The organism is Gulosibacter sp. (assembly GCF_052090685.1).
Taxonomy (GTDB): domain Bacteria; phylum Actinomycetota; class Actinomycetes; order Actinomycetales; family Microbacteriaceae; genus Gulosibacter.
In genome coordinates, this window is record NZ_JBQDBE010000019.1 from 27,513 (window position 1) to 47,266 (window position 19,754).

The 19,754-nt window shown below is 63.1% G+C and carries 15 protein-coding genes and 1 riboswitch; of the genes, 9 read left to right on the forward strand and 6 right to left on the reverse strand.

Features of this window, described 5'->3' with window-relative positions:
- Positions 1–272 precede the first annotated feature (272 nt).
- The 4 genes from ACTHXA_RS12075 to ACTHXA_RS12090 are packed head-to-tail and all read left to right on the forward strand — an operon-like array spanning position 273 to position 5,530.
- The gene (locus ACTHXA_RS12075) at positions 273–1,976 is read left to right on the forward strand and encodes a cell division protein PerM (RefSeq protein ID WP_441672695.1); all 1,704 of its coding nucleotides are present in this window, start codon (positions 273–275) and stop codon (positions 1,974–1,976) included.
- A 30-nt stretch (positions 1,977–2,006) separates the two neighbouring features.
- Positions 2,007–2,612, forward strand: coding sequence for a phosphoribosylglycinamide formyltransferase (gene purN / locus ACTHXA_RS12080; RefSeq protein WP_441672697.1), 606 nt, complete (start codon positions 2,007–2,009; stop codon positions 2,610–2,612).
- Entirely contained in the window at positions 2,609–4,255 is a 1,647-nt protein-coding gene (gene purH / locus ACTHXA_RS12085; RefSeq protein WP_441672699.1) for a bifunctional phosphoribosylaminoimidazolecarboxamide formyltransferase/IMP cyclohydrolase, read from the forward strand. The genes purN and purH overlap by 4 nt, the downstream gene beginning before the upstream one ends.
- A gap of 15 nt (positions 4,256–4,270) precedes the next feature.
- Positions 4,271–5,530: a hypothetical protein gene (locus ACTHXA_RS12090; RefSeq protein ID WP_441672701.1), complete on the forward strand. Its 1,260-nt coding sequence runs from the start codon at positions 4,271–4,273 to the stop codon at positions 5,528–5,530.
- A gap of 3 nt (positions 5,531–5,533) precedes the next feature.
- On the opposite strand, the gene ACTHXA_RS12095 is transcribed toward ACTHXA_RS12090, so the two are convergent.
- The gene (locus ACTHXA_RS12095; RefSeq protein WP_441672703.1) at positions 5,534–5,992 is read right to left on the reverse strand and encodes a GNAT family N-acetyltransferase; all 459 of its coding nucleotides are present in this window, start codon (positions 5,990–5,992) and stop codon (positions 5,534–5,536) included.
- 158 nt (positions 5,993–6,150) lie between these two features.
- Between ACTHXA_RS12095 and ACTHXA_RS12100 the strand changes: the two genes are divergently transcribed.
- Complete coding sequence (locus ACTHXA_RS12100) at positions 6,151–8,046, forward strand: hypothetical protein (RefSeq protein WP_441672704.1); 1,896 nt, start codon at positions 6,151–6,153, stop codon at positions 8,044–8,046.
- 76 nt (positions 8,047–8,122) lie between these two features.
- A complete protein-coding gene (locus ACTHXA_RS12105) occupies positions 8,123–10,261 on the forward strand; it encodes an anthranilate synthase component I (RefSeq protein ID WP_441672706.1) in 2,139 nt (712 codons plus the stop codon).
- A 136-nt stretch (positions 10,262–10,397) separates the two neighbouring features.
- Here ACTHXA_RS12105 and purU read toward each other — a convergent pair whose 3' ends face one another.
- On the reverse strand, positions 10,398–11,285 hold the full coding sequence (gene purU, locus ACTHXA_RS12110; RefSeq protein ID WP_441672708.1) for a formyltetrahydrofolate deformylase: 888 nt from the start codon (positions 11,283–11,285) through the stop codon (positions 10,398–10,400).
- A 62-nt stretch (positions 11,286–11,347) separates the two neighbouring features.
- On the opposite strand from purU, the gene ACTHXA_RS12115 reads away from it, so the two are divergent.
- The 3 genes from ACTHXA_RS12115 (at position 11,348) to ACTHXA_RS12125 (ending at position 14,916) form a co-directional block, all read left to right on the forward strand.
- Positions 11,348–12,607 carry an MFS transporter gene (locus tag ACTHXA_RS12115; RefSeq protein ID WP_441672710.1) on the forward strand — a complete coding sequence of 420 codons (1,260 nt, stop codon included), beginning with the start codon at positions 11,348–11,350 and terminating at the stop codon, positions 12,605–12,607.
- 2 nt (positions 12,608–12,609) lie between these two features.
- A riboswitch (ZMP/ZTP riboswitch) is annotated at positions 12,610–12,691 on the forward strand.
- A gap of 21 nt (positions 12,692–12,712) precedes the next feature.
- Positions 12,713–14,017, forward strand: a complete 1,305-nt coding sequence (gene glyA / locus ACTHXA_RS12120) for a serine hydroxymethyltransferase (protein WP_441672711.1) — start codon at positions 12,713–12,715, stop codon at positions 14,015–14,017.
- Positions 14,014–14,916, forward strand: coding sequence for a bifunctional methylenetetrahydrofolate dehydrogenase/methenyltetrahydrofolate cyclohydrolase (locus tag ACTHXA_RS12125; protein ID WP_441672713.1), 903 nt, complete (start codon positions 14,014–14,016; stop codon positions 14,914–14,916). Before glyA ends, ACTHXA_RS12125 begins: the two co-directional genes overlap by 4 nt.
- A gap of 323 nt (positions 14,917–15,239) precedes the next feature.
- Here ACTHXA_RS12125 and ACTHXA_RS12130 read toward each other — a convergent pair whose 3' ends face one another.
- The 4 genes from ACTHXA_RS12130 to ACTHXA_RS12145 all read right to left on the reverse strand — a co-directional run bounded on the left by ACTHXA_RS12130 (position 15,240) and on the right by ACTHXA_RS12145 (position 19,432).
- Positions 15,240–16,310, reverse strand: a complete 1,071-nt coding sequence (locus ACTHXA_RS12130; RefSeq protein ID WP_441672715.1) for a 2,3-butanediol dehydrogenase — start codon at positions 16,308–16,310, stop codon at positions 15,240–15,242.
- A 116-nt stretch (positions 16,311–16,426) separates the two neighbouring features.
- Entirely contained in the window at positions 16,427–17,614 is a 1,188-nt protein-coding gene (locus tag ACTHXA_RS12135) for a galactokinase (RefSeq protein WP_441672717.1), read from the reverse strand.
- 125 nt (positions 17,615–17,739) lie between these two features.
- Positions 17,740–18,744 carry an NUDIX domain-containing protein gene (locus ACTHXA_RS12140; protein WP_441672719.1) on the reverse strand — a complete coding sequence of 335 codons (1,005 nt, stop codon included), beginning with the start codon at positions 18,742–18,744 and terminating at the stop codon, positions 17,740–17,742.
- Positions 18,745–18,883: 139 nt separating this feature from the next.
- Positions 18,884–19,432, reverse strand: a complete 549-nt coding sequence (locus ACTHXA_RS12145) for a YceI family protein (protein WP_441672721.1) — start codon at positions 19,430–19,432, stop codon at positions 18,884–18,886.
- Between the last annotated feature and the right edge of the window lie 322 nt (positions 19,433–19,754).

Genomic DNA, 19,754 nt, shown 5'->3' on the forward strand with positions numbered 1-19,754 from the left:
GGGGCCGCGTCTGCTCCGCAAGCCGCGCATCCTGATCTGAAAAAGTGCCACGAGAGGAGATGACACGCCGGACACGCCGTGTCATATCTCCTCTCGTGGCACTTTTTCATTGACGTGCCCCGAGAAATGACCCCGGAAGCGCCTCAGATAGCACCCTGGGCCGCACCTCGGCCAGCGCCACCAGCCAAATGTGTCGAAATCCGAGCAAAACGTGCGGGACCGGCCCGGACTCGAGGGCGAATCCAGTCATCTCGACTACTCTCAGGTACGCCATGACCCGCATTTCCTCCCTTATCGCCGCCATCGCCGACGCGGCACTCACTGTCGCCATTGGGCTCGGTGTGCCGCTGCTTGCCACCGTCGCAAGCTGGCTGATCACGGGTGGATTTCAGACCACGCACTTTGAGCTTCCCTTCACGACCGCAGCCGCCATCTGGGCACTCGGGCTCGGCGGGGGAGTCGCGTTCACTATCGACCCGGCTACGTACCCCGGGCTCGGCATCGCTGAGCCGTTCAGCTTCGTTGTGTCGGTCGCGCCGCTGGCAGTCACCGCGTTTATCGCATGGATGGGCTGGCGAGCAGGGAACCGGCTCGCAGATGACGACGCACCGTGGAGCGGGATGCTGGGCAGCACAGCCGCATTTGCAATCGTTGCGTGGCTTTCGACCGCGTTCGCGACGTTCGAGGGCGTGCGCATCGACGTCACCGGCGCCGTGCTCGTCGGCACGCTGACTTGGCTCGTGATGCTCGCGATCGGCACTCGAATCTGGGAGTACTTACCCTGGCAGCACTGGCTCGGCGACCGCCTCGACACGATCACCGACACTGCCATCCGTGCAGTCCGCATCGCGACCGGCCTGGTCGCCGGAGTGTTCGCACTCGCAAGCCTGTTGCTGATCGTGGCGCTCGTCACCAGCATGGGACGCGTCATCGGCCTCATGGAATCCCTCCAACTCGACATCCCCGGCGTGATCGCAGTGGGTGCCATGCAGCTCGCTTACCTGCCGACACTCCTCATCTGGGCGGCATCCTGGGTCTTGGGACCGGGTATTCAGCTTGGCACCGGCTCGGCAGCAGGTCTTGGTGGGGTGGACGCGGGGCCGCTTCCCGTACTTCCGTTACTCGGGCTGATCCCCGAGAGCGCTTCGCCGCTGTGGTGGGGAATGATTGCGCTGCCGGTCCTCTTGGCCGCGGTCATTGCCCTGATTGCTCGCGCACGCAACGAAGACATTGACTCACAGTCCTGGTGGGAGCGGTTGCTGCCACCCGGGCTCGGCGCGCTGCTTGCAGCTGTGACACTCGCGGTTCTTGCGCAGCTTTCACGCGGTTCACTCGGCCCCGGCCGACTCACGGAGTTTGGTCCGCAACCGGGCTGGGTGCTGTTGGCCGCCCTCGCACTCTTCCTCGTTGGTGGCGCAGTGGGGGCATTCCTCCCGCTCGAGTCCGTATCGGGGCTCGAGCCCGCAACGGCGGAAGTGGATGCGGATGAACCGCACGCGCGGAAAAAGCAGCCCGGCAGTGAATCGCGTTTCAAGCGGGCACAGCGCGCCGCGGCCGCTGGCTCCGGGGGTACGCAGCGCGCGGCTGAACCAGAAGCGCAAGACTTCGATGACGCCGATCCGGATCCGAAAACGGCGCCGCACCTCATCCACTTCCACAACGTGATCGGACGGATCTTGGGAGAGAGTCGGCACGATGATGAGGACGACGCCGAGCCCGACAGCCAGCGTGATTCGAAGACCGCACCGAACGCTGCGCCAAGAAGCGCGCCGAATGCCACCGTAAGGGACAGTGAGGATGCGCATCCCGAAGAGGCGCGCCCCGACCCCGAAACACCGGCCAAAGAAAATGCCGCGGAGCGTCGCCCACCGAGCCCGTACCAGCGTCCCGTAAAGCGCACCGAACTGCGTGACGCGGTGCAACGTCCCGACGAACCAGATATCTACGCAGACATTGATCTGGACGCCGACCGATAGCACTCGGCCGCGGCGCGGTAGGATCGCCTAGTGCTCAAGCTCGTCGTTCTCATTTCTGGCACGGGGTCAAACCTCCGCGCCCTACTCGACGCCATCGACGACAGCCGCAACTCGGAGCAGCCGATTGCCGCCGAAATCGTTGCGATCGGTGCCGACACACCGAAAGCGAACCTCGCGCTCGCGGCGGAGCGGAGCATCCCCACGTTCCTCGTACAGCCGGGTGACTACCCGGATCGTGCCGCCTGGGGTGACGCACTGCTCGAAGAAATCCAGCGCTGGGAACCGGACGTCACCATCCTGAGCGGATTCATGCGACTCGTGCCACCCCGCGTGGTCGATGCGCTCTCACCGGAGCTGCTCAATACGCATCCTGCTTACCTGCCCGAATTCCCCGGGGCGCACGCGGTGCGCGACGCGATCGAAGCGCAGGTGAGTGAGACTGGCGCGACCATCATGATTGTCGACAATGGCGTGGACACCGGTCCGATCATCGCGCAGCAGCGCATCCCAATCCACCCCGAAGACACTCAAGAATCGCTGCACGAGCGCATCAAGATTGTCGAACGCGAATTACTGACCGAAACGGTGCGCAACCTTGCCTTGGGCACCATTAACCTCAAGGAGATTGCCGCATGAGCGCACCCAAAATCATCGAACACCGCCGCGAACGCGATCAGATCGCGATCCGCCGCGCGCTGATCTCGGTCTCGGACAAGTCTGGACTCGAATCACTCGCGAAGGCGCTCGGGGAAGCCGGTGTGGAGATTGTCTCCACCGGTTCCACCGCGCAGAAGATTCGGGATGCGGGGGTTGAGGTGATCGAGGCTGCGGAGGTCACCGGGTTCCCCGAAATCCTCGACGGTCGCGTCAAGACCCTCCACCCCGCGGTCCACGGCGGGCTGCTCGCAGACCTGCGTCTCGCCAGCCACGAGCAGCAGCTCGAGGAACTCGAGATCAAGCCCTTTGACCTCGTCGTGGTGAACCTCTACCCCTTCGCGGAGACGGTTGCCTCGGGCGCCGCTTTCGAGGATGTGGTGGAGCAGATTGATATCGGCGGGCCAGCGATGGTGCGTGCCTCGGCAAAGAACCACGCCAATGTGGCAATTGTGGTTTCGCCCGAACGCTATGCCGAAATCATTGATGCGGTGGCAAACGGTGGTACCGATTTCGCATACCGCCGCGAGCTTGCCGCCGCAGCGTTCGCGCACACTGCCGAATACGACACGAACGTATCGGGCTGGTTTGCGCAGAAACTCGCTGCCGAAGCCGCCAAGAACGGTGATGACGAGGCGACCGACGCACCGGAGGCGATCTTCCCCGCATCACTCACGGTCGAGACCACGCGGGAGGCGACCCTGCGCTACGGCGAGAACTCGCACCAGCAGGCGGCGCTCTACCGCAACCATGCCGGCCGCGGCATCGCGCAGGCGCAGCAACTGCACGGTAAGGAAATGTCGTATAACAACTACGTGGATGCGGATGCGGCGCTGCGTGCGGCCTACGACTTCGCGGAGCCCGCCGTGGCAATCATCAAGCACGCGAACCCCTGCGGCATCGCGATTGCGCCCGAAGGGCTCGATGAGGCTGCAGCCATCGCTGAAGCGCACCGACGTGCGCATGCCTGCGACCCGCTGTCGGCATTTGGTGGCGTCGTCGCTGCGAACCGTGAAGTATCGCTCGAAATGGCGCAGACCCTCAGCGAGATTTTCACCGAGGTTGTGGTTGCTCCTGGTTTCGACGAGGAAGCGGTGGCGCTGCTCACCCAGAAGAAAAACGTCCGCCTCCTTGTCGTTCCCGAAGAATTCGGTCGGGAAGACATTGAGCTGCGACAGATCAGCGGCGGTTTTCTCGCACAGACTCCCGACACCTTCTCGAGTGAGGGACGACTCAGCGAGAACTGGGAGCTCGTCACCGGTGAACCCGCCGATGAGGCGACTCTCCGCGACCTCGAGTTCGCCTGGAAAGCGGGGCGCGCGGTGAAATCTAACGCCATCCTGCTCGCGAACGACGGCGCATCCGTGGGCGTTGGCATGGGACAGGTCAATCGAGTCGACTCCTGCCACCTCGCCGTGAACCGAGCGGATGACCGCGCAGCTGGATCGGTCGCCGCATCCGACGCATTCTTCCCCTTCGCCGACGGCCTCGAGGTACTCACCGCGGCCAACGTGCGCGCGGTCGTGCAACCGGGCGGATCAATCCGCGACGACGAGGTGAAAGCCGCCGCCGAAAAGGCCGGCATCACCATGTACTTCACCGGCGAACGCCACTTCTTCCACTAAACCGAAAAGGACCCTGTGACCCACCCCACGTCAGCCCCGGCCGGCCTCCGTTTCAGCGCAATCCTGACGACGGCACTCGCGAGTTCGGCAGTCACCCTGCTTGGCACCCTGCTGTTCACGAACGAGCGTGATCTCACCTTTGTGCTGTCGCCGTGGGAGACCTTCGCGAATGCGTTCGTGCTGGCGCTTCCCGCCGTCGTGATCTATTTCGTGGTGCTCGCGGCGCTCGGGTACGTCAACGTGTATCGCACGTGGTGGACTTCGGCACTGGCGGGGCTGCTCGCGGTGCTCGTGGGCGGGACGCTCGCGTACATGCTGCAGATTCTCACGAACGAAATCCCGCTGAACGCGGAGGCGTGGAACGTGATTTTTGGTGAGTTTGTGGGGCTGAACTTCCCCTTCGCGGTGATCGGTATTGTCGCGGCGGCCCTCGTTTGCCCGCCCGTGTACCGCTCGGCGCTGGGTGAGGCGGCTCCCGGCGTCCCGGCACGATATGTCGCCGGAGCCGCACCCCAGCCCTCAATCGTTGAGAGTGGCTCGGCGTTCGTTCGCATCCCCTCGAGCGCAATGCTCGAAGATCAGGATGCGGAGGTTCGTGAGGAAGCGAACGAACAGTGGGAAGCAATGGTCGCGGCGTTCGAGGAGTATGGCTGGGGGACACAGGCCATTCCCGAGCTAGACAACGAGGCCCGCGCCGCGTTCGTGGGCGACACCGCACTCGTGCTTGGCGAGCAGGTCGTGCTCTCCAAACTCAAGGGTGATGAGCGGCGCGGCGAGCTTGCCACAGTGCGTCAGACGCTTGATGACGCCGGTGCGGTCTTCGATGAGTTGGATGCCCCCGCAATTTTCGATCCCGCCGACGTCGTCGAAGGCCCGGGAGTGCTCTACGTGGGCGTTGGCGCGGCCACGAATGCGGCAGGGCTCCGCGGCCTGCGTGCCGCGGTCCGCGACCGCGGCTATCGCGTGGTCGCCGTGCCGGTGGCAGGGAAGTCTGCGCTTTCAGATGTGCTGTCGGTGCTGCCCGACGGCACCAAGCTGGTCTGGCGCCCGGCCATTGAGCATCCTGAGGTGCTCGGGGAGCAGGTCTCGGTGCCTGAACCGCGCGGTGCTGCTGTGATCGTCCTTGACGAGCAGACCGTCGCGATTCCCGCATCCGCGCCCGAAACGGCGAAGCTGCTCAGCACGCTCGGGTATAAGACCGAAGTGCTCGACATCAGCGCGTTCGAGTCAGCCGGCGGCACGCTGCCGAGGCTCTCGCTTCGGTCGAGGGACTAGCGGTTAGGCCTTGAGGGAGCGCTCGCCAATGACCTCGCCGTAGGGGGTCTCGCCGATGACCTTGAAGCCCATCGCGCCGAAGAACTTGCCGGGGCCGAGGTCGCCCTCTTCCCAGACCGCGACGACTTCGTTGAAGCCGCGTTCGAGTGCTTCGGTGAGCACCGCATCCACCGCGAAGGCGCCGATACCCTGGCGCTGGTGGTCGGCGTCGACATTCATGCGCAGGATGGTGGCTCGGTAGAGCGGGTCATCAGATTCTTCGTTGAACGTGGCCATGATGAAGGCAACAACTTCGTCACCGAGTACAACGACTCGCGGCCACATCGTTTCTTGGTTGACGTAGGCCTCCGCAATTGAATGCGAAACAGGCGCTACGAAAGCTTCTTGGCCGGGCTTTAGCGAAAGAGCGTTCGCGGCCACAATATTGTCAGCGGTCAGCGGGGCAAGGCGCAATGCGGTCATGGATGCAGGGTACCCCCAACAACCGGAAATTAGTCTGATGGACATAGCGAGCGAGTACCGCGCGAGGCAACCGTGGAATTTGAACGCTCGCATCTAGAATTTGGCAGCAGACAAAAGTTTGGGTGCGGATAATGTTTCCGGCCCCTGGGAGGGTAATCATGGCGCAAGAACAGACTGGACGCTCATTAGTCGCGCTGGTCCGGGTCGACGGTCACGGAGAACTCCGTGACGGTTCCCGCATTACCCGGATGCACGCGGGTAGCGCTGATGAACTTCGTGGCCAGCTGATGGAACGCGCAATTGCAATTGCGGTGGATGAGGGCCATGAGATCGAGCTCACCACCATCGATGTCGACGGTATCTACCCGCTTGTATGCCACCCGAATGGCAACCTCGAGCAAATTGGCGAGGTTCGGCCGCTCGGCCCGGGAGATATTGAGCTGACGCCCGAACGGGATGAGACCGCCGCAGACGGCGGCTACGCCGACCTGTTTTCGGGTAATCAGCAAAGCGCTGAAGACCGAGAATCACTGCACGAGACAATTCAGCTGCCGCGCCCCGGAATGATCGCCAAGCACTCCGAATTCGAAGACCATGTGCCGCAGGACCCCGATGCCGAGCCGGTTGATTACGAGGACGAACCGATTCGGGTTGACCGAGCATTCGTGGATCAGGACGATGAGGAAGACCTCGAGGAGGACCTCGCCGATGAGTTCCACGATGAGGGCCTTGACCATGACTTCGAGGATGACGAGGCCGCTGCGGGTGAGGCTGAAGCGGATGCGGCCCAGCAACGGGATGCTTTTGAGCCTGCCACAGACGAGTCGGCAGCCGAGGCTGAGCGGGCATCCGAGCCGGCGCCGTTTGAGCCGGCCCCGCCTGAATCGGCGCAGCGCGAGTCCACGCATCCGGACCCCGCCCAGTCCGAACAGGACGAATGGCGCCCCAATTTCACGCGCGGTTCGCGACGGCAGGAGCGGCAGGTACCGTCGGCACCACCGGTGCCACAACTTCCGGCCACGAGCGGCATTGCAGCGGACGAAGACGAAGACCTGCTCTCGGCATCCGTCCAGGCGAAACACTCCACCGGCCGCGTGGCGAAGCCCGAGGCTGCTGGAAACGTGCCGACGCTGGACGACTTCCTCGCCTCGAAGTCGAAGCAACAGCATCGACCAGCGGAGAAGGGCTGGCGCGCAAATCTGCGCCGCGCATCCGGCGGTTTGATCAAGCTCGGCCCGGGGAAGCAAGAGCAGACGGTGCGCACCGAGATGGATCAGATCCAAAAGGTATTTGACGGCACCCGCACGATCGTGGTCGTGAACCCAAAGGGCGGCGCCCACAAGACCACGGCAACGCTGATGATTGCGGCCGCCTTCGGCACGATGCGCGGCGGGTACACCCTCGCGTGGGATAACAACGAGACCCGAGGCACGCTCGGTTGGCGTTCGCGACCGGGCGCCACGACCAACACCGCGGTCGATCTGCTGCGCGAACTGCCGCACTTTGAGATCTCCGGCGGGGCCACGATCTCCGATATTGACCGCTTCGTCCGCAATCAGGGTGACGCGAAATTCGATGTGCTCGCGAGCGACGACGATGCAGCCTCAGCGGCGATCATCGACGACGATGCGTTCAGCCGACTGCACCGTGTGCTCTCACGCTTCTACCGAATCATGGTCATCGACACGGGGAACAACATGCGCGCCTCCAACTGGGAGGCCGCGCTTGATGTCGCCGACCAGCTCGTGATTGTGTCAACCGCACGCGAAGACACCGCCGCATCCGCCGCCTGGCTCGCCGACGGTCTGCGCGAACGCGGCTACGGCGACCTCCTCGGTAACGCGGTGACAATCCTGTCTTCGCCCTCCGCGAAGGAAGACCCGGAGCTCACGCGCAAACTGCACAGCCACTTCGACCAGCTCACGCGCGCCGTGGTCTCAGTGCCATATGACCAGGAGTTTGTGGGCGGTGGCGAGCTGAACATCCCGAACCTGCACCCGGCAACGCGCGAGGCGTGGCGCCATGCCGCAGCGGTAATCGCACAGGGCCTATAGTCGGCGTGGCAGCCGGGCACGTGCTCGAGCGGGCCGCATCGAAGCAGTCGCCACCGCGGCAGCGTAGGATTCGAGGGTGCTTACCGTAGTTGCTTCCGATCGTGTTGCCGTTCCTGCCGAGATTGACGAGATCATCGCAGGTCTTGATGACCGCGCGGGTGTCGTGCTCGCCTCGGGAGTCGAATATCCGGGACGCTACACGCGATGGGACATTGGTTTTATAGACCCGCCACTCGTGATCGAGGGGCGCGGGTTTGAGGTGCGGATTCGCGCGCTCAACGATCGCGGACTGGTGCCGCTCGAGGCCTTCAACGACCTCCTCGGCGAAATCGACGGATTTGCGGTGACTCGGCAGGGGGACCGGGAAACCTCGATCAGTATCGCGCCGCAGCGCGACGAACTGCTGCCGGAGGAGCAGCGCACTCGCCGCCGTTCCTCCTTTGCGGTGCTGCGCCACATCCTCTCGGCATTGCCCCAGGACGGGCAGCACCTCGGGCTATACGGTTCGCTCGGTTACGACCTCGTCCGGCAGATCGAGCACCTCGACGCACCCGCAGGGGGAGACCAGCGCGACCTGGTGATGTATCTGCCCGACAGCATCCTCGCCGTCGACCGCCAGCGCGGCGACGCACACCGCTATGAGTTCGACTTCAGCTATCAGGGGAAGTCCACCGCCGGATTGCCGCGTACCGAAACCGCGGCGCCCTTTATCGCGCCCGCAACCGACGCCACCGCATCCCGCGACCACGAACCGGGGGAGTACGCGAAGCTCGTTCAGGATGCAAAGGAATATTTCGCGCGCGGCGACCTGTTTGAAGTCGTCCCCGGTCAGGCATTCCGCGAACCGGTGCGTACCTCGCCGGCGGCAATTTTCCGGTCGCTCGTCAAAGCGAACCCCGCGCCCTACGGCGCCATCATGAATCTCGGCGAAAACGAGTTTCTCATCACCGCATCCCCGGAAATGTTCGTGCGGGTGCAGGGCAAACGCGTCGAGACCGCGCCGATTTCGGGCACGATTGCCCGCGGTGTGGATGCGATTGCCGACTCCGATCAGATTCAGACGCTGCTCAATAGCGAAAAGGACAAGTCGGAGCTGACGATGTGCACCGACGTGGACCGCAACGACAAATCGCGCGTGTGCGAGCCGGGATCGGTGCGGATTATTGGCCGCCGCCAGATTGAGCTGTACTCGAAAGTGATCCACACGGTGGACCACGTTGAGGGAACCCTGCGCGAAGATTTCGACGGCCTCGACGCCTTCGCGACGCACATGTGGGCCGTGACGGTCACCGGCGCCCCAAAAATCTGGGCGATGCGCTTCATCGACGAACACGAGCGCTCACCGCGCACCTGGTACGCGGGCGCGCTCGGTGCGCTCTATGCCAACGGCGACGTGAATACGGGCCTCACGATCCGCGCGGCAATGATCCGCGATGGCATCGCCGAGGTGCGCGCGGGTGGCACCCTGCTCATCGATTCGGTACCCGAAGACGAAGAGCGCGAGACCGAGATGAAGGCCTCGGCGCTGCTCGAAGCGATCGCATCCCGGCCAATCGAGTCCCAGACCGCGACCTTGGAGGCCGAAACGCCGCTCGGTACCGGCCATCGCATCCTCTTTTTCGATCACGAAGACTCCTTCGTGCAGATGCTCGCAGGCTATATGCGTGAGACGGGCGCGGAGGTCCGCACCGTACGCGTGCCCAAGGGCGGGGTGCCCGTAGAGCAGCTTCGTGAGCAGCTGGATGCGCTTGATCCCACGCTCGTAGTCATGTCACCGGGCCCGGGGTCGCCAAGCGACTTCAAGGATGGCGAAATTCTCGCCGAGCTGGATGCGCGCGGGCTGCCGGTATTTGGCGTGTGCCTCGGACAACAGGCGATCGGGGAGTACCTCGGCGCTTCACTCGGACAGCTTGGCTATCCGCTGCACGGACAGGAACGGGACGTCGAGATCGTCGCACCGGGCTTCCTCGACGGCTTGCCGACACGATTTGTTACCGGTCGCTACCACTCGCTCTATGTTGACCCGAAGACCGTTCCCGCGGGACTTACGGTCATTGCGAGCGATGACGACGGCATCCCGATGGCGATTGAACACACCGAGAAGCGCTGGTACGCGGTGCAATTCCACCCCGAGTCGCTCATGACCCTGCGCGACCGCGCGGGACACCGCATCATCGATGCCGTGCTGGAGCGCATCCCCGCGCCCACGGCCTAGGCCCTATGCCCAGGCCCTAGTCCCAGGCCCAGGCCCAGGCCCAGGCCCTAGGAAATCCTGGTCACAAACGTCCGCTTTTGAGGCGATCTTGGTCGCATATGTGACCAAGATTTCCGGGGGTGAGGCGGGCGCGGGGCTAGCGGAAGACGATCGTGCGCTGACCGTCGAGCAGGATGCGGTGGTCGGCAAACCACTTCACGGCCTGGGTCAGGGTGCGGGATTCCTCATCCTGCCCCATTGCTTGCAGCTGCTTGACGGTGTCGGTGTGGTCGACACGACGCACGTTTTGCTCGATGATTGGACCCTCGTCGAGGTCGGTGGTGACAAAGTGTGCCGTCGCGCCAACCACCTTGACCCCGCGCTCGTGCGCCTGACGGTAGGGGTTCGCCCCCTTGAAGCCGGGCAAGAAGGAGTGGTGAATATTAATTGCACGCCCCTCGAGCTCCTCGCAGAGTTCGGGGGAAACAATCTGCATATAGCGAGCGAGGACGACCAGTTCGATGTCCTCTTCCGCGATAACCTCGCGCACCCGGTTCTCGAAGGCTGCCTTGTCTTCGGCGCTCTTGATCGGCCGGTGCTCGAAGGGCACCTCGTAGAAATTGGCGAGGCCCTCGAGAGTGGCGTGGTTCGCCATGAGGCGTTTCACCGCAATCGAAATGTGGCCGGTGCGCTGGCGGAAGAGCAGGTCATTCACGCAGTGTTCAGCCGTGGAGCCGAGCACGAGCGTGCGGATCGGTCGATTTGCGGCATCAAGCTGAATCTCCGCGCCGAAGCGTTCCGCCACCGGATTAATCTCGGCAAGAAGGGCACCCCTGGTCACCGGGGTGTCGATTTCGACGCGCATGAAGAAGCGGTCGGTGTCGAGCGAAGAGAACTGCTGCAGTTCAAGTATGTTTCCGGCAGAAGCAACAATCGCCGCGGTCATGGCGTGCACGATTCCCGAACGGTCCGGGCACACGAGCGTGAGGATCCAGTGGTTCGGGGCTGCTGCTGTGCTTGTTGCGAGTGAAGTCGATTCGGTCACAGACGCTAGCGTACGGGAGATGCGCCGAGCATTGCGTTGAATACGCGCGATAGGCTTCATTAGTGACGAACGAAACCACGGCCAAGCTGCCAATCGCGCCGCTACTGACCCTTGCGGCGGCCACGTTCATGTCGATCACGATCGAGATGTTGCCGACCGGGCTTATGCACCTCATGGCACCCGATCTGCAGGTCACCGAATCCCAAATCGGACTGTTGATGTCGGTATTCGCATTCGCGGTCGTGGTGACCTCGACGCCGCTCATGATGCTCCTACGGCACGTGCCCAAACGCATCCTGCTCGTGTCGGTGCTCACCCTTTTTGCGGTGAGCACGATCCTGACCGCCGTTGCGCCGACCTATACGCTCGTGCTGCTCAGCCGCATCCTGAACGGTATTGCGCACGGCGTGTTTTGGGCATCCGTGACCTCGTACACCGGGACGCTCGTGCGGCCCGAACAACTCACCAAGGCGGTATCGATCACGGGTGGCGGCGGTGGGCTGGCGTTCGTGCTCGGTGTGCCGCTCGGCACTGCACTCGGACAGCTGCTTGACTGGCGGGCCACATTCGTAGTGCTTGCGGTCATTTGTTTGGCGGTTGCGGTGCTGTTGTGGTTCGTGCTGCCCAAGGGAGTCGGCGATGGCCCGGCCCCCGCCACAGCCGCGGTCGAACTGCCCTCGCCGCAAGCAATCGGTGACGTGCAGGCGATGACGAATAGCATCCCGGTGCAGCGCCGACCGCAGAAATCGATGGGGCTCGTCGTGGCACTGTGCGTACTCGTGCTCGTCATGATGACCGGCCACTACTCCTTCTATTCGTATATCTCGCCCTATCTGCTTGGCCCCGTCGGCGTCTCCGAACTGTGGCTACCGATCGTGCTCTTCGCCTACGGGGTCGCCGCCGCAATAGCCACCGCGCTGACTGGAACTCTGTTCACCGGGCGGATGAGCACCGGCTTCTACGTGGCCTTCGCGCTCTTTTTGCTCGGCGGTGGATCGCTCGCGCTACTCGCCGGCTTCCCGATCCTCGCCGGTCTCGGCATCATTCTCTGGGGATTCGGGATGGGATTTCTCCCGACCCTGCTGCAGTCGCGACTGCTCGCGGTCGCCCCGTCGAAGCATCGCGATCTCGCGAGCGCGATCTACACCTCGAGCTTCAATTTCGGAATCGGCGCGGGCGCCCTCGTGGGTGCGGTCGTGCTCGATCAGTTCGGGATGGGGGCGCTGGGAGTAACCTTCCTCGCGCTCACCGTCGTGGGCATCCTGATCAATCTCGCGGTCGACCTGAGAAGCGTTCGAAAAAGCCGATCGGGAACCGTTTAGACTGATCGAGTCGCAACTGGCGTCAGGTGGGTCACCATCGGGGAGCGGCACACGGAGCACGAGCCGCACGCCTGGGCTCGCCGACACTCATGACCATCCGGTCCAATGAACTGGAATCCGAATAAGGAGTCTCAAGTGTCCGACTACCAAAACCTACCCCTCTCGCAGATTGATCCGGAAATCTCCGCGGTGCTTGGCGATGAACTCACGCGCCAGCGCAACACCCTCGAGATGATCGCGAGCGAGAACTTCGTTCCGCGTGCCGTGCTGGAAGCCGTGGGCAGCGTCCTCACAAACAAGTACGCCGAGGGCTATCCGGGGCGCCGCTACTACGGTGGCTGCGAGGTCGTGGACGTCGCCGAAAATCTCGCGATCGAGCGCGCGAAGGAACTCTTCGGCGCCGCATTCGCGAATGTTCAGCCCCACTCGGGCGCAACCGCGAACGCTGCAGTGCTGCACGCGATCGCAACTCCTGGCGACACCATTCTCGGCCTCTCTCTCGACCACGGTGGCCACCTCACACACGGCATGAAAATTAACTTCTCGGGCCGCCTCTACAACGTGGCCGCGTACGGCGTGGATTACGGCACCGGTCGCATCAACATGGATGAAGTGCGTCGCCTCGCGCACGAGCACAAGCCGAAGGTGATCATCGCCGGCTGGTCGGCCTACCCGCGCGAACTCGACTTCCCGCTCTTCCGCGAAATTGCGGACGAGGTGGGTGCCACCCTTTGGGTGGACATGGCGCACTTCGCGGGTCTCGTGGCTGCCGGGCTGCACCCCAACCCGGTTCCGCACGCACACGTCGTGTCCTCCACCGTGCACAAGACCATCGGTGGGCCCCGATCGGGCTTCATCCTCACCAACGAGGCCGATATCGCGAAGAAGATTAACTCCGCGGTGTTCCCAGGCCAGCAGGGCGGGCCGCTCATGCACGTGATTGCCGGTAAGGCCGTGGCGTTCAAGCTCGCCATGACGGATGAGTTCAAGGACCGCCAGGCACGCACCAAGGAGGGCGCGCAGATTCTCGCAGAGCGTCTCTCACAGCAGGATGTCCGGGATGCCGGAGTTGCGCTCACCACCGGTGGCACTGACGTGCACCTCGTACTCGTGGACCTCCGCGACGCACCAATCGACGGGAAGCAGGCCGAAGACCTCCTGCACGAGGTCGGCATCACCGTCAACCGCAACTCGGTACCCGACGACCCTCGCCCGCCGATGGTCACCTCAGGCCTGCGCGTTGGCACCCCCGCACTCGCCACCCGTGGCTTCGGCGCGGCAGAGTTCCGCGAAGTGGCTGACGTGATCGCTGAGACGCTCAAGCCGAACCCGGACATCGCATCCTTGCGCGCACGGACCGCCGCACTCGCCGAAAACTTCCCGCTCTACGCCGGGCTGGTGTACGCATGAGCGACACTGCAGACAAGCAGGCCCTGAAGCTCGACGGCAAGAAAGCAGCGGCTGAAATCAAGGCTGAGCTGCGCGAGCGCGTGGCGGTATTGCGCGATCGTGGGATTGTGCCCGGTCTCGCTACCGTGCTCGTGGGTAACGACCCGGCATCCGAACTCTACGTTGCGGGCAAGCACCGCGACTGCGCCGAGGTCGGCATCGAGTCGATCCGCGTGGATCTGCCCGAGACCGCGACACAGGAAGAAGTCAACGCCGCGATCGACCGGCTCAACGAAGATCCCGCATGCACTGGCTACATCGTGCAGTTGCCGCTGCCGAAGCACCTTGACCAGGATGCGGTGATCGAGCGGATCGATCCCGACAAGGATGCGGACGGACTGCACCCGACCAACCTCGGTCGACTCGTGCTCAACGTCAACAAGCCGATCACCTCGCCGCTGCCGTGCACCCCGCGCGGATGCATCGAGCTGCTCGAACGAAACGGTTTTTCGCTCGAAGGCAAGCACGTTGTGGTCGTGGGCCGTGGTGTGACGGTTGGCCGTTCGATCGGTCCGCTGCTCACCCGTCGTGAGTACAACGCGACGGTCACGCTCACCCACACCGGTACGCAGAACCTCGGCGAGGTCGTGCGCACCGCGGATGTCGTCATTGCGGCGGCAGGTTCCGCCGGTCTCGTGAAGGCCGAGTGGCTCAAGCCCGGCGTCGCCGTGCTCGATGTCGGTGTTTCGCGGATCGAGGACCCGGAGACCGGTAAGTCGAAGGTCCGCGGCGACGTTGACCCCGCTGCTTGGGACGTCGCGGGAAGCATGTCACCGAACCCCGGCGGAGTCGGCCCAATGACTCGCGCGCTGTTGCTCGCAAATGTCGTGGAGACCGCGGAGCGCGCCGCGGGCATCTAGTCGGTCGTGCGGCGTGCGGCGCTGCAGCCACTGCCGTGCCTCGGTGCGTGACAAGCCGCGTCGTTGTCATGGGTCGCAGCGCTCATCATGGTTGAAGTACGACCCATGATGAGCGCTACCTGCAATGCTTGCGCGTCAATTCGTGGCGACGTGTCGATGACGAAGTGGTGGTGTGTGCGAGCCGCGTCGTAAACATGGGCGCTAGCGCCCATCATGGTTGAAGTACGACCCATGATGAGCGCTACCTGCAATGCTTACGCGCCAAATCTCGGTGACGAAGCGGTGACGAAGCGGCGGGGACGAGACGCCACCGCACCAGCGCGCTACTTCATCGACACGAGAATCTTGACCTCGCTGCGGTCGTCGAGGAGCTTCTGGTAGCCCTGCTCGACGATGTCGTCGACCTTGATGCGGCTCGTGATGAACGGTTCAAGGTTGACCAGTCCCTCGCGAACGAGGCGCACCGACTCGGGGTGGTCATTTGCGTAGCCGATCGAGGAACTAATCTCGCGGTCCTGCATCGTGAGGCGGCCGGTGATGTTGAGCTCATAGGGCTTTGTGTGGATCGCCACGACTTCAAGTCGACCGCCGGCACCGAGTGAATCAAAGAGCTGGTCGAGCACAACGGCAACGCCTGCCGCATCGAAGGCGACGCGAGCCATGGCTCCGTTGGTCTCCTCCCGCACGACCTCTTTGAGGTCTTGTGTGGTCGGGTCAACGGTGATGTCAGCGACACCGGACTCCTTGGCTTTATTGCGTCGAACCTCTGAGACCTCGCTCACAATGGTCTTGAGTCCGTATGCGCGCAACACGGCGGCGGTCAAGAGCCCGATTGGTCCCGCGCCACCGACAACCGCGACCTGACCCGCCGCATCCGGACCAATGCCAGCGTGACGGACGGCGTGCACCGCCACGGAGAGTGGCTCAATGAGCGCTGCCTGGTCGAGCGGCATGTCGCCGACCTGGTGCACCCAGCGCTGCTCGACCACGATGTGCTCGGCGAGCCCGCCGCCGAGGCCGGAGATGCCAATGAACCCCATCTTTTCGCAGAGGTTGTACTTGCCGATCTGGCAGGCGGGGCAGGTGCCGTCCACCATGAGCGGCTCGACCACGACGTGATCGCCCACCTCGTAGCCCTCGACGCCTTCGCCAATCTCTTCCACGACGCCAGAAAACTCGTGACCGAACACGACCGGCAGGGTCTCGCCCGAAATTGGATGCGCATCCGTCTCGGTGGGTGCGGGAGTAATCGGTCCCTCGTGGTAGAGGTGCAGGTCGCTACCGCAAATTCCGTTATAGGCCGGCGCAATCTTTACCGTACCGGGGCGGACCTGGGGCTCATCAACCTCGTCGATTCGGACGTCTTCTTTACCGTAATAGCGGGCAGCGCGCATGGAAATCTCCTTCGTCGATTGCTTGCGTTTCCAAGCTACTCGGCGGATTTGAATTCCCTCTGACTGAGCCAAGTCAGGCTGCGTAGAAGCAACGTGGCGGTGCTTCTACGCGATATTTATGCGTCGCGACGGGCGCCAGGCGAGGACGTGACGGTGTAAACCCGAGGCGCATCCCAGCCGTATTCGGCGTAGGCAGCCGCGATCGTGTCGCTAAATTGCTGCACGTGCTCTTGGGGAATGAGCACGTGCACCGAGCCGCCAAAACCCGACCCCGTCATCCGCGAACCAATCGCACCACTGGCGAGCGCAAGCTCGGTCGTAAGGTCAACGCGCTGGGTGGTCGCCTCGTAGTCTTCGCGCAGGGAGCGCTGCGACTCGTTGAACAGGTGACCGGTCGCTCCGGCACCCTCGGTGCGAACGATGCGAACGAGATCGAGCACGCGTTGAATCTCCGTGACGACATAGTTTGCCCGGCGTCGATCGGTCTCATCGAGGTGAGTGGCTGCCGCAAATTCTTCGGTGGGCGCCTCGCGCAGGAACTGATAGCCGAGCGCTTTGGCCACGCGATCACAGGCGTTGTGTCGCTCGGTGATGACGTCTTCCCAGTTCCGGTGCATCTCGCCGGTTTCGACCAGCATCTGCACGAGGCTTTCTTCGACGAGGTTTGCGGCATCGATGAGCGATAGATCCGAGCCCCGCGCGTCGTAGAAGACATTCTTGCCCTCTTCACCGCACAGTACGGTGACGTGATCTGACATGCCGGTCGAAGCACCAACATAGTGATTCTCGACGTGATAACCGAAGGCGGCGAGTTCCTCATTGCTGAGCCCCAGGCCCCACAGTTCATTAATCGCCATTGACACGGTGCCGCAAATGGATGCGCTCGAAGCGAGCCCGCCACCGATCGGCAAATCCGTGGTCAAGAAAATATCGAGGCCGGTTGGGGTGGGTGCAGGTTCCTCCCCATTACCCGGATTCGACTGGATATGCCCAATCGCGGCCCAAACCGTGCCGAGCGGGTAGTCTTTCCAGCTGTGTTCGGCTGGCGGCTGAAGCTCCGCCAGCGTCGTCTCGACCTGTTCCTCCGTGAGATCGGTCACGACTCGAATCGTGTGATCCTCCCGGCGCGATACCGCCGCCGCAGATCGTGCCGGGTGCGCGTATCCAAACGACAGGCCATCTTCGCGATCAGTGTGATCGCCCATGAGGCTTACCCGACCGGGTACCGACCAGACTCCTTCGGGAGATTTCCCGAAAGCTGCGGCGAAGGCTTCCGCTGCGACCTGACTGGTATTGCGAAACATTCTTCCCCCGATAGTGACGTGAACTCGACCGTGAGGCGACTCGAGCGTAGTTCGACTCTACGACCCAATGCTGAAGTGAATACGAAAACCGCGCTGAGCATCCCGAAGTTGTTGCGCCAGAATACTCAGTCCAGCAACTCAAGAAAGGCGCGCGCGCCGATTGTGGTCGCTCCGTAATCTTGTACGCGACGCTGTAATGCCTGATCGCTCGTGGCGACGAGCACTGGCATAGCAGGATGAGCCGCTCGCGTTTCGCGAACGAGGTCAACAATTGCGTCGTCACCAGAGGCTTCCGCTGGGATGGCTTCGAGATGCCGCGCCAAACCGCCGAGCCCGATCAGCGCATCCCGCTGCTTGCCTTCGAGGATGCAGGTGACCGCGGGCCAACTCACATGCGCATCCATCTCGAAGAGGGAGGCGGGAACGCCGTCCTCGCAAAGCGGTTGGAGCGACTGGATGAGGCGCTCTGTGGCAGCTGCCGGATCTTTCCACCAGCCATCCGGGGTTGTCCCCACGAGATTGGCGACGTCTACGATAATCAGCGGTCGATACCCGAGCATCGGTTCGATCGCGGGCCAAGCTTGCGCGAAGCCGGGGTGGAGCTTGAGCCGTCGCAGTTCTTTCGGCACGACCCACGCCAGCCCGGCCGATTCATCGTCGGTGATCTCGGCCTCAAACATGCGTGTGGTTTCCACAACGAGGGTGGTGTAGGACCAGAATTCGAGATCGACTACGCGCGAAAAGAGGGGAGCGAGCGCATCCGGGGGGACGTGCGCTTCTTCGTGTGCTTCCCGTATCGCCGCATCCAGCGCTAATTCATCGCGGTTGAGTGCGCCGCCGGGGATTCCCCAGGTACCGCCGTAGTGGCTCCACAGCGCACGATGCTGCATGAGTACGCCGCGTTCGCGGTCAAGGGTGAGGAGTCCAGCAGCACCGAATTTGCCCCACATGCGGGTGCCCTCGGGACCGATTGCCCAGGTGTCCCCTTCGTCGCGCACTTTCGGTTCATTCGTGAAGTGCTCCGGCAATCTATCTGAGCGAGCGGCAGGGGAGCCCGGAAGGTACTCCGAAAACACGGGGATGTGTCCGGTCTTGGCACCAAGGCCCTCAGGCGATTGCTCCTGGGTCAACTGGTACCTCCCAAATCACGGCCACGTTGGGTTTTAGTGTACGTGGGCGAGGGAGAGAGAATTCTGCAATGCGCAATCCCGCGCGCGATGCACCTTCGCCATTGCGGTGATGGCGCGCGGTCGGATTGCGTGCTTGCGGCTACTGGTCCTTGGTGAGCGCGAGTTCGAACTCGAGCGTGATTTTGTCGCTCACGAGTACGCCACCGGAGTCGAGGGGAGTGTTCCAGGACACGCCCCAGTCGCGGCGGTCGATGCGACGGGTTCCCTCGAGTCCCGCACGTAGCGCGCCGGATGGGTCGGTGTCTACACCAATGAGTTCGAGGGGTACCGATACGGGGCGAACGATTCCGCGGATCGTGAGTTCGCCCGCGACGATGAAGCTATTGTCCGCGATCTCGTCGATGGAATTCGAAGTAAAGGTGATCTCCGGGAACTCTTCCACATTGAGGAAGTCGGCGCTGCGCAGGTGCGCATCACGATCGGCCTGTCGAGTGTCAATGCTTGCGGCGTCGATTGACACGTGGACTGTTGAGCGGTCGAATGCTTCGGCGTCAATGACAGCTTGGCCGGAAATATTGTTGAACGCACCGCGAACGCGAGTGACCATCGCGTGACGAGTTGAGAAACCGACGCGCGAGTGGGCAGGGTCGATGGTCCAGGTACCGGCGAGCTGGGGGTCGATGGCCATTATCCGAGTCCTTTTATGTCGGGAGGCGAATGCGCCTCCGTTGGTGCGTTCTTTGGATGCGAGTCCGGATGGAACTCAATTCCGCTCGGCGAGGCTTATCACTACATCACCAGTTTGCACAGAATGAATTCACTCTAACCCGTGTTTGTAGGTGATTGCCGCGCCGCACCGAGGGCGGCTATCGAATACGCGCAGAAATTGGGCAATTCTCTCGCGGTCAGCCAGGAGGTTGTTTCTCGGTTGGATGCGTGTGCGGAGACTCTGGGGAAAAGAGAGTGAGGGTGTCGCAACAGCATTGCCTATTGCGACACCCTCCCGCGCG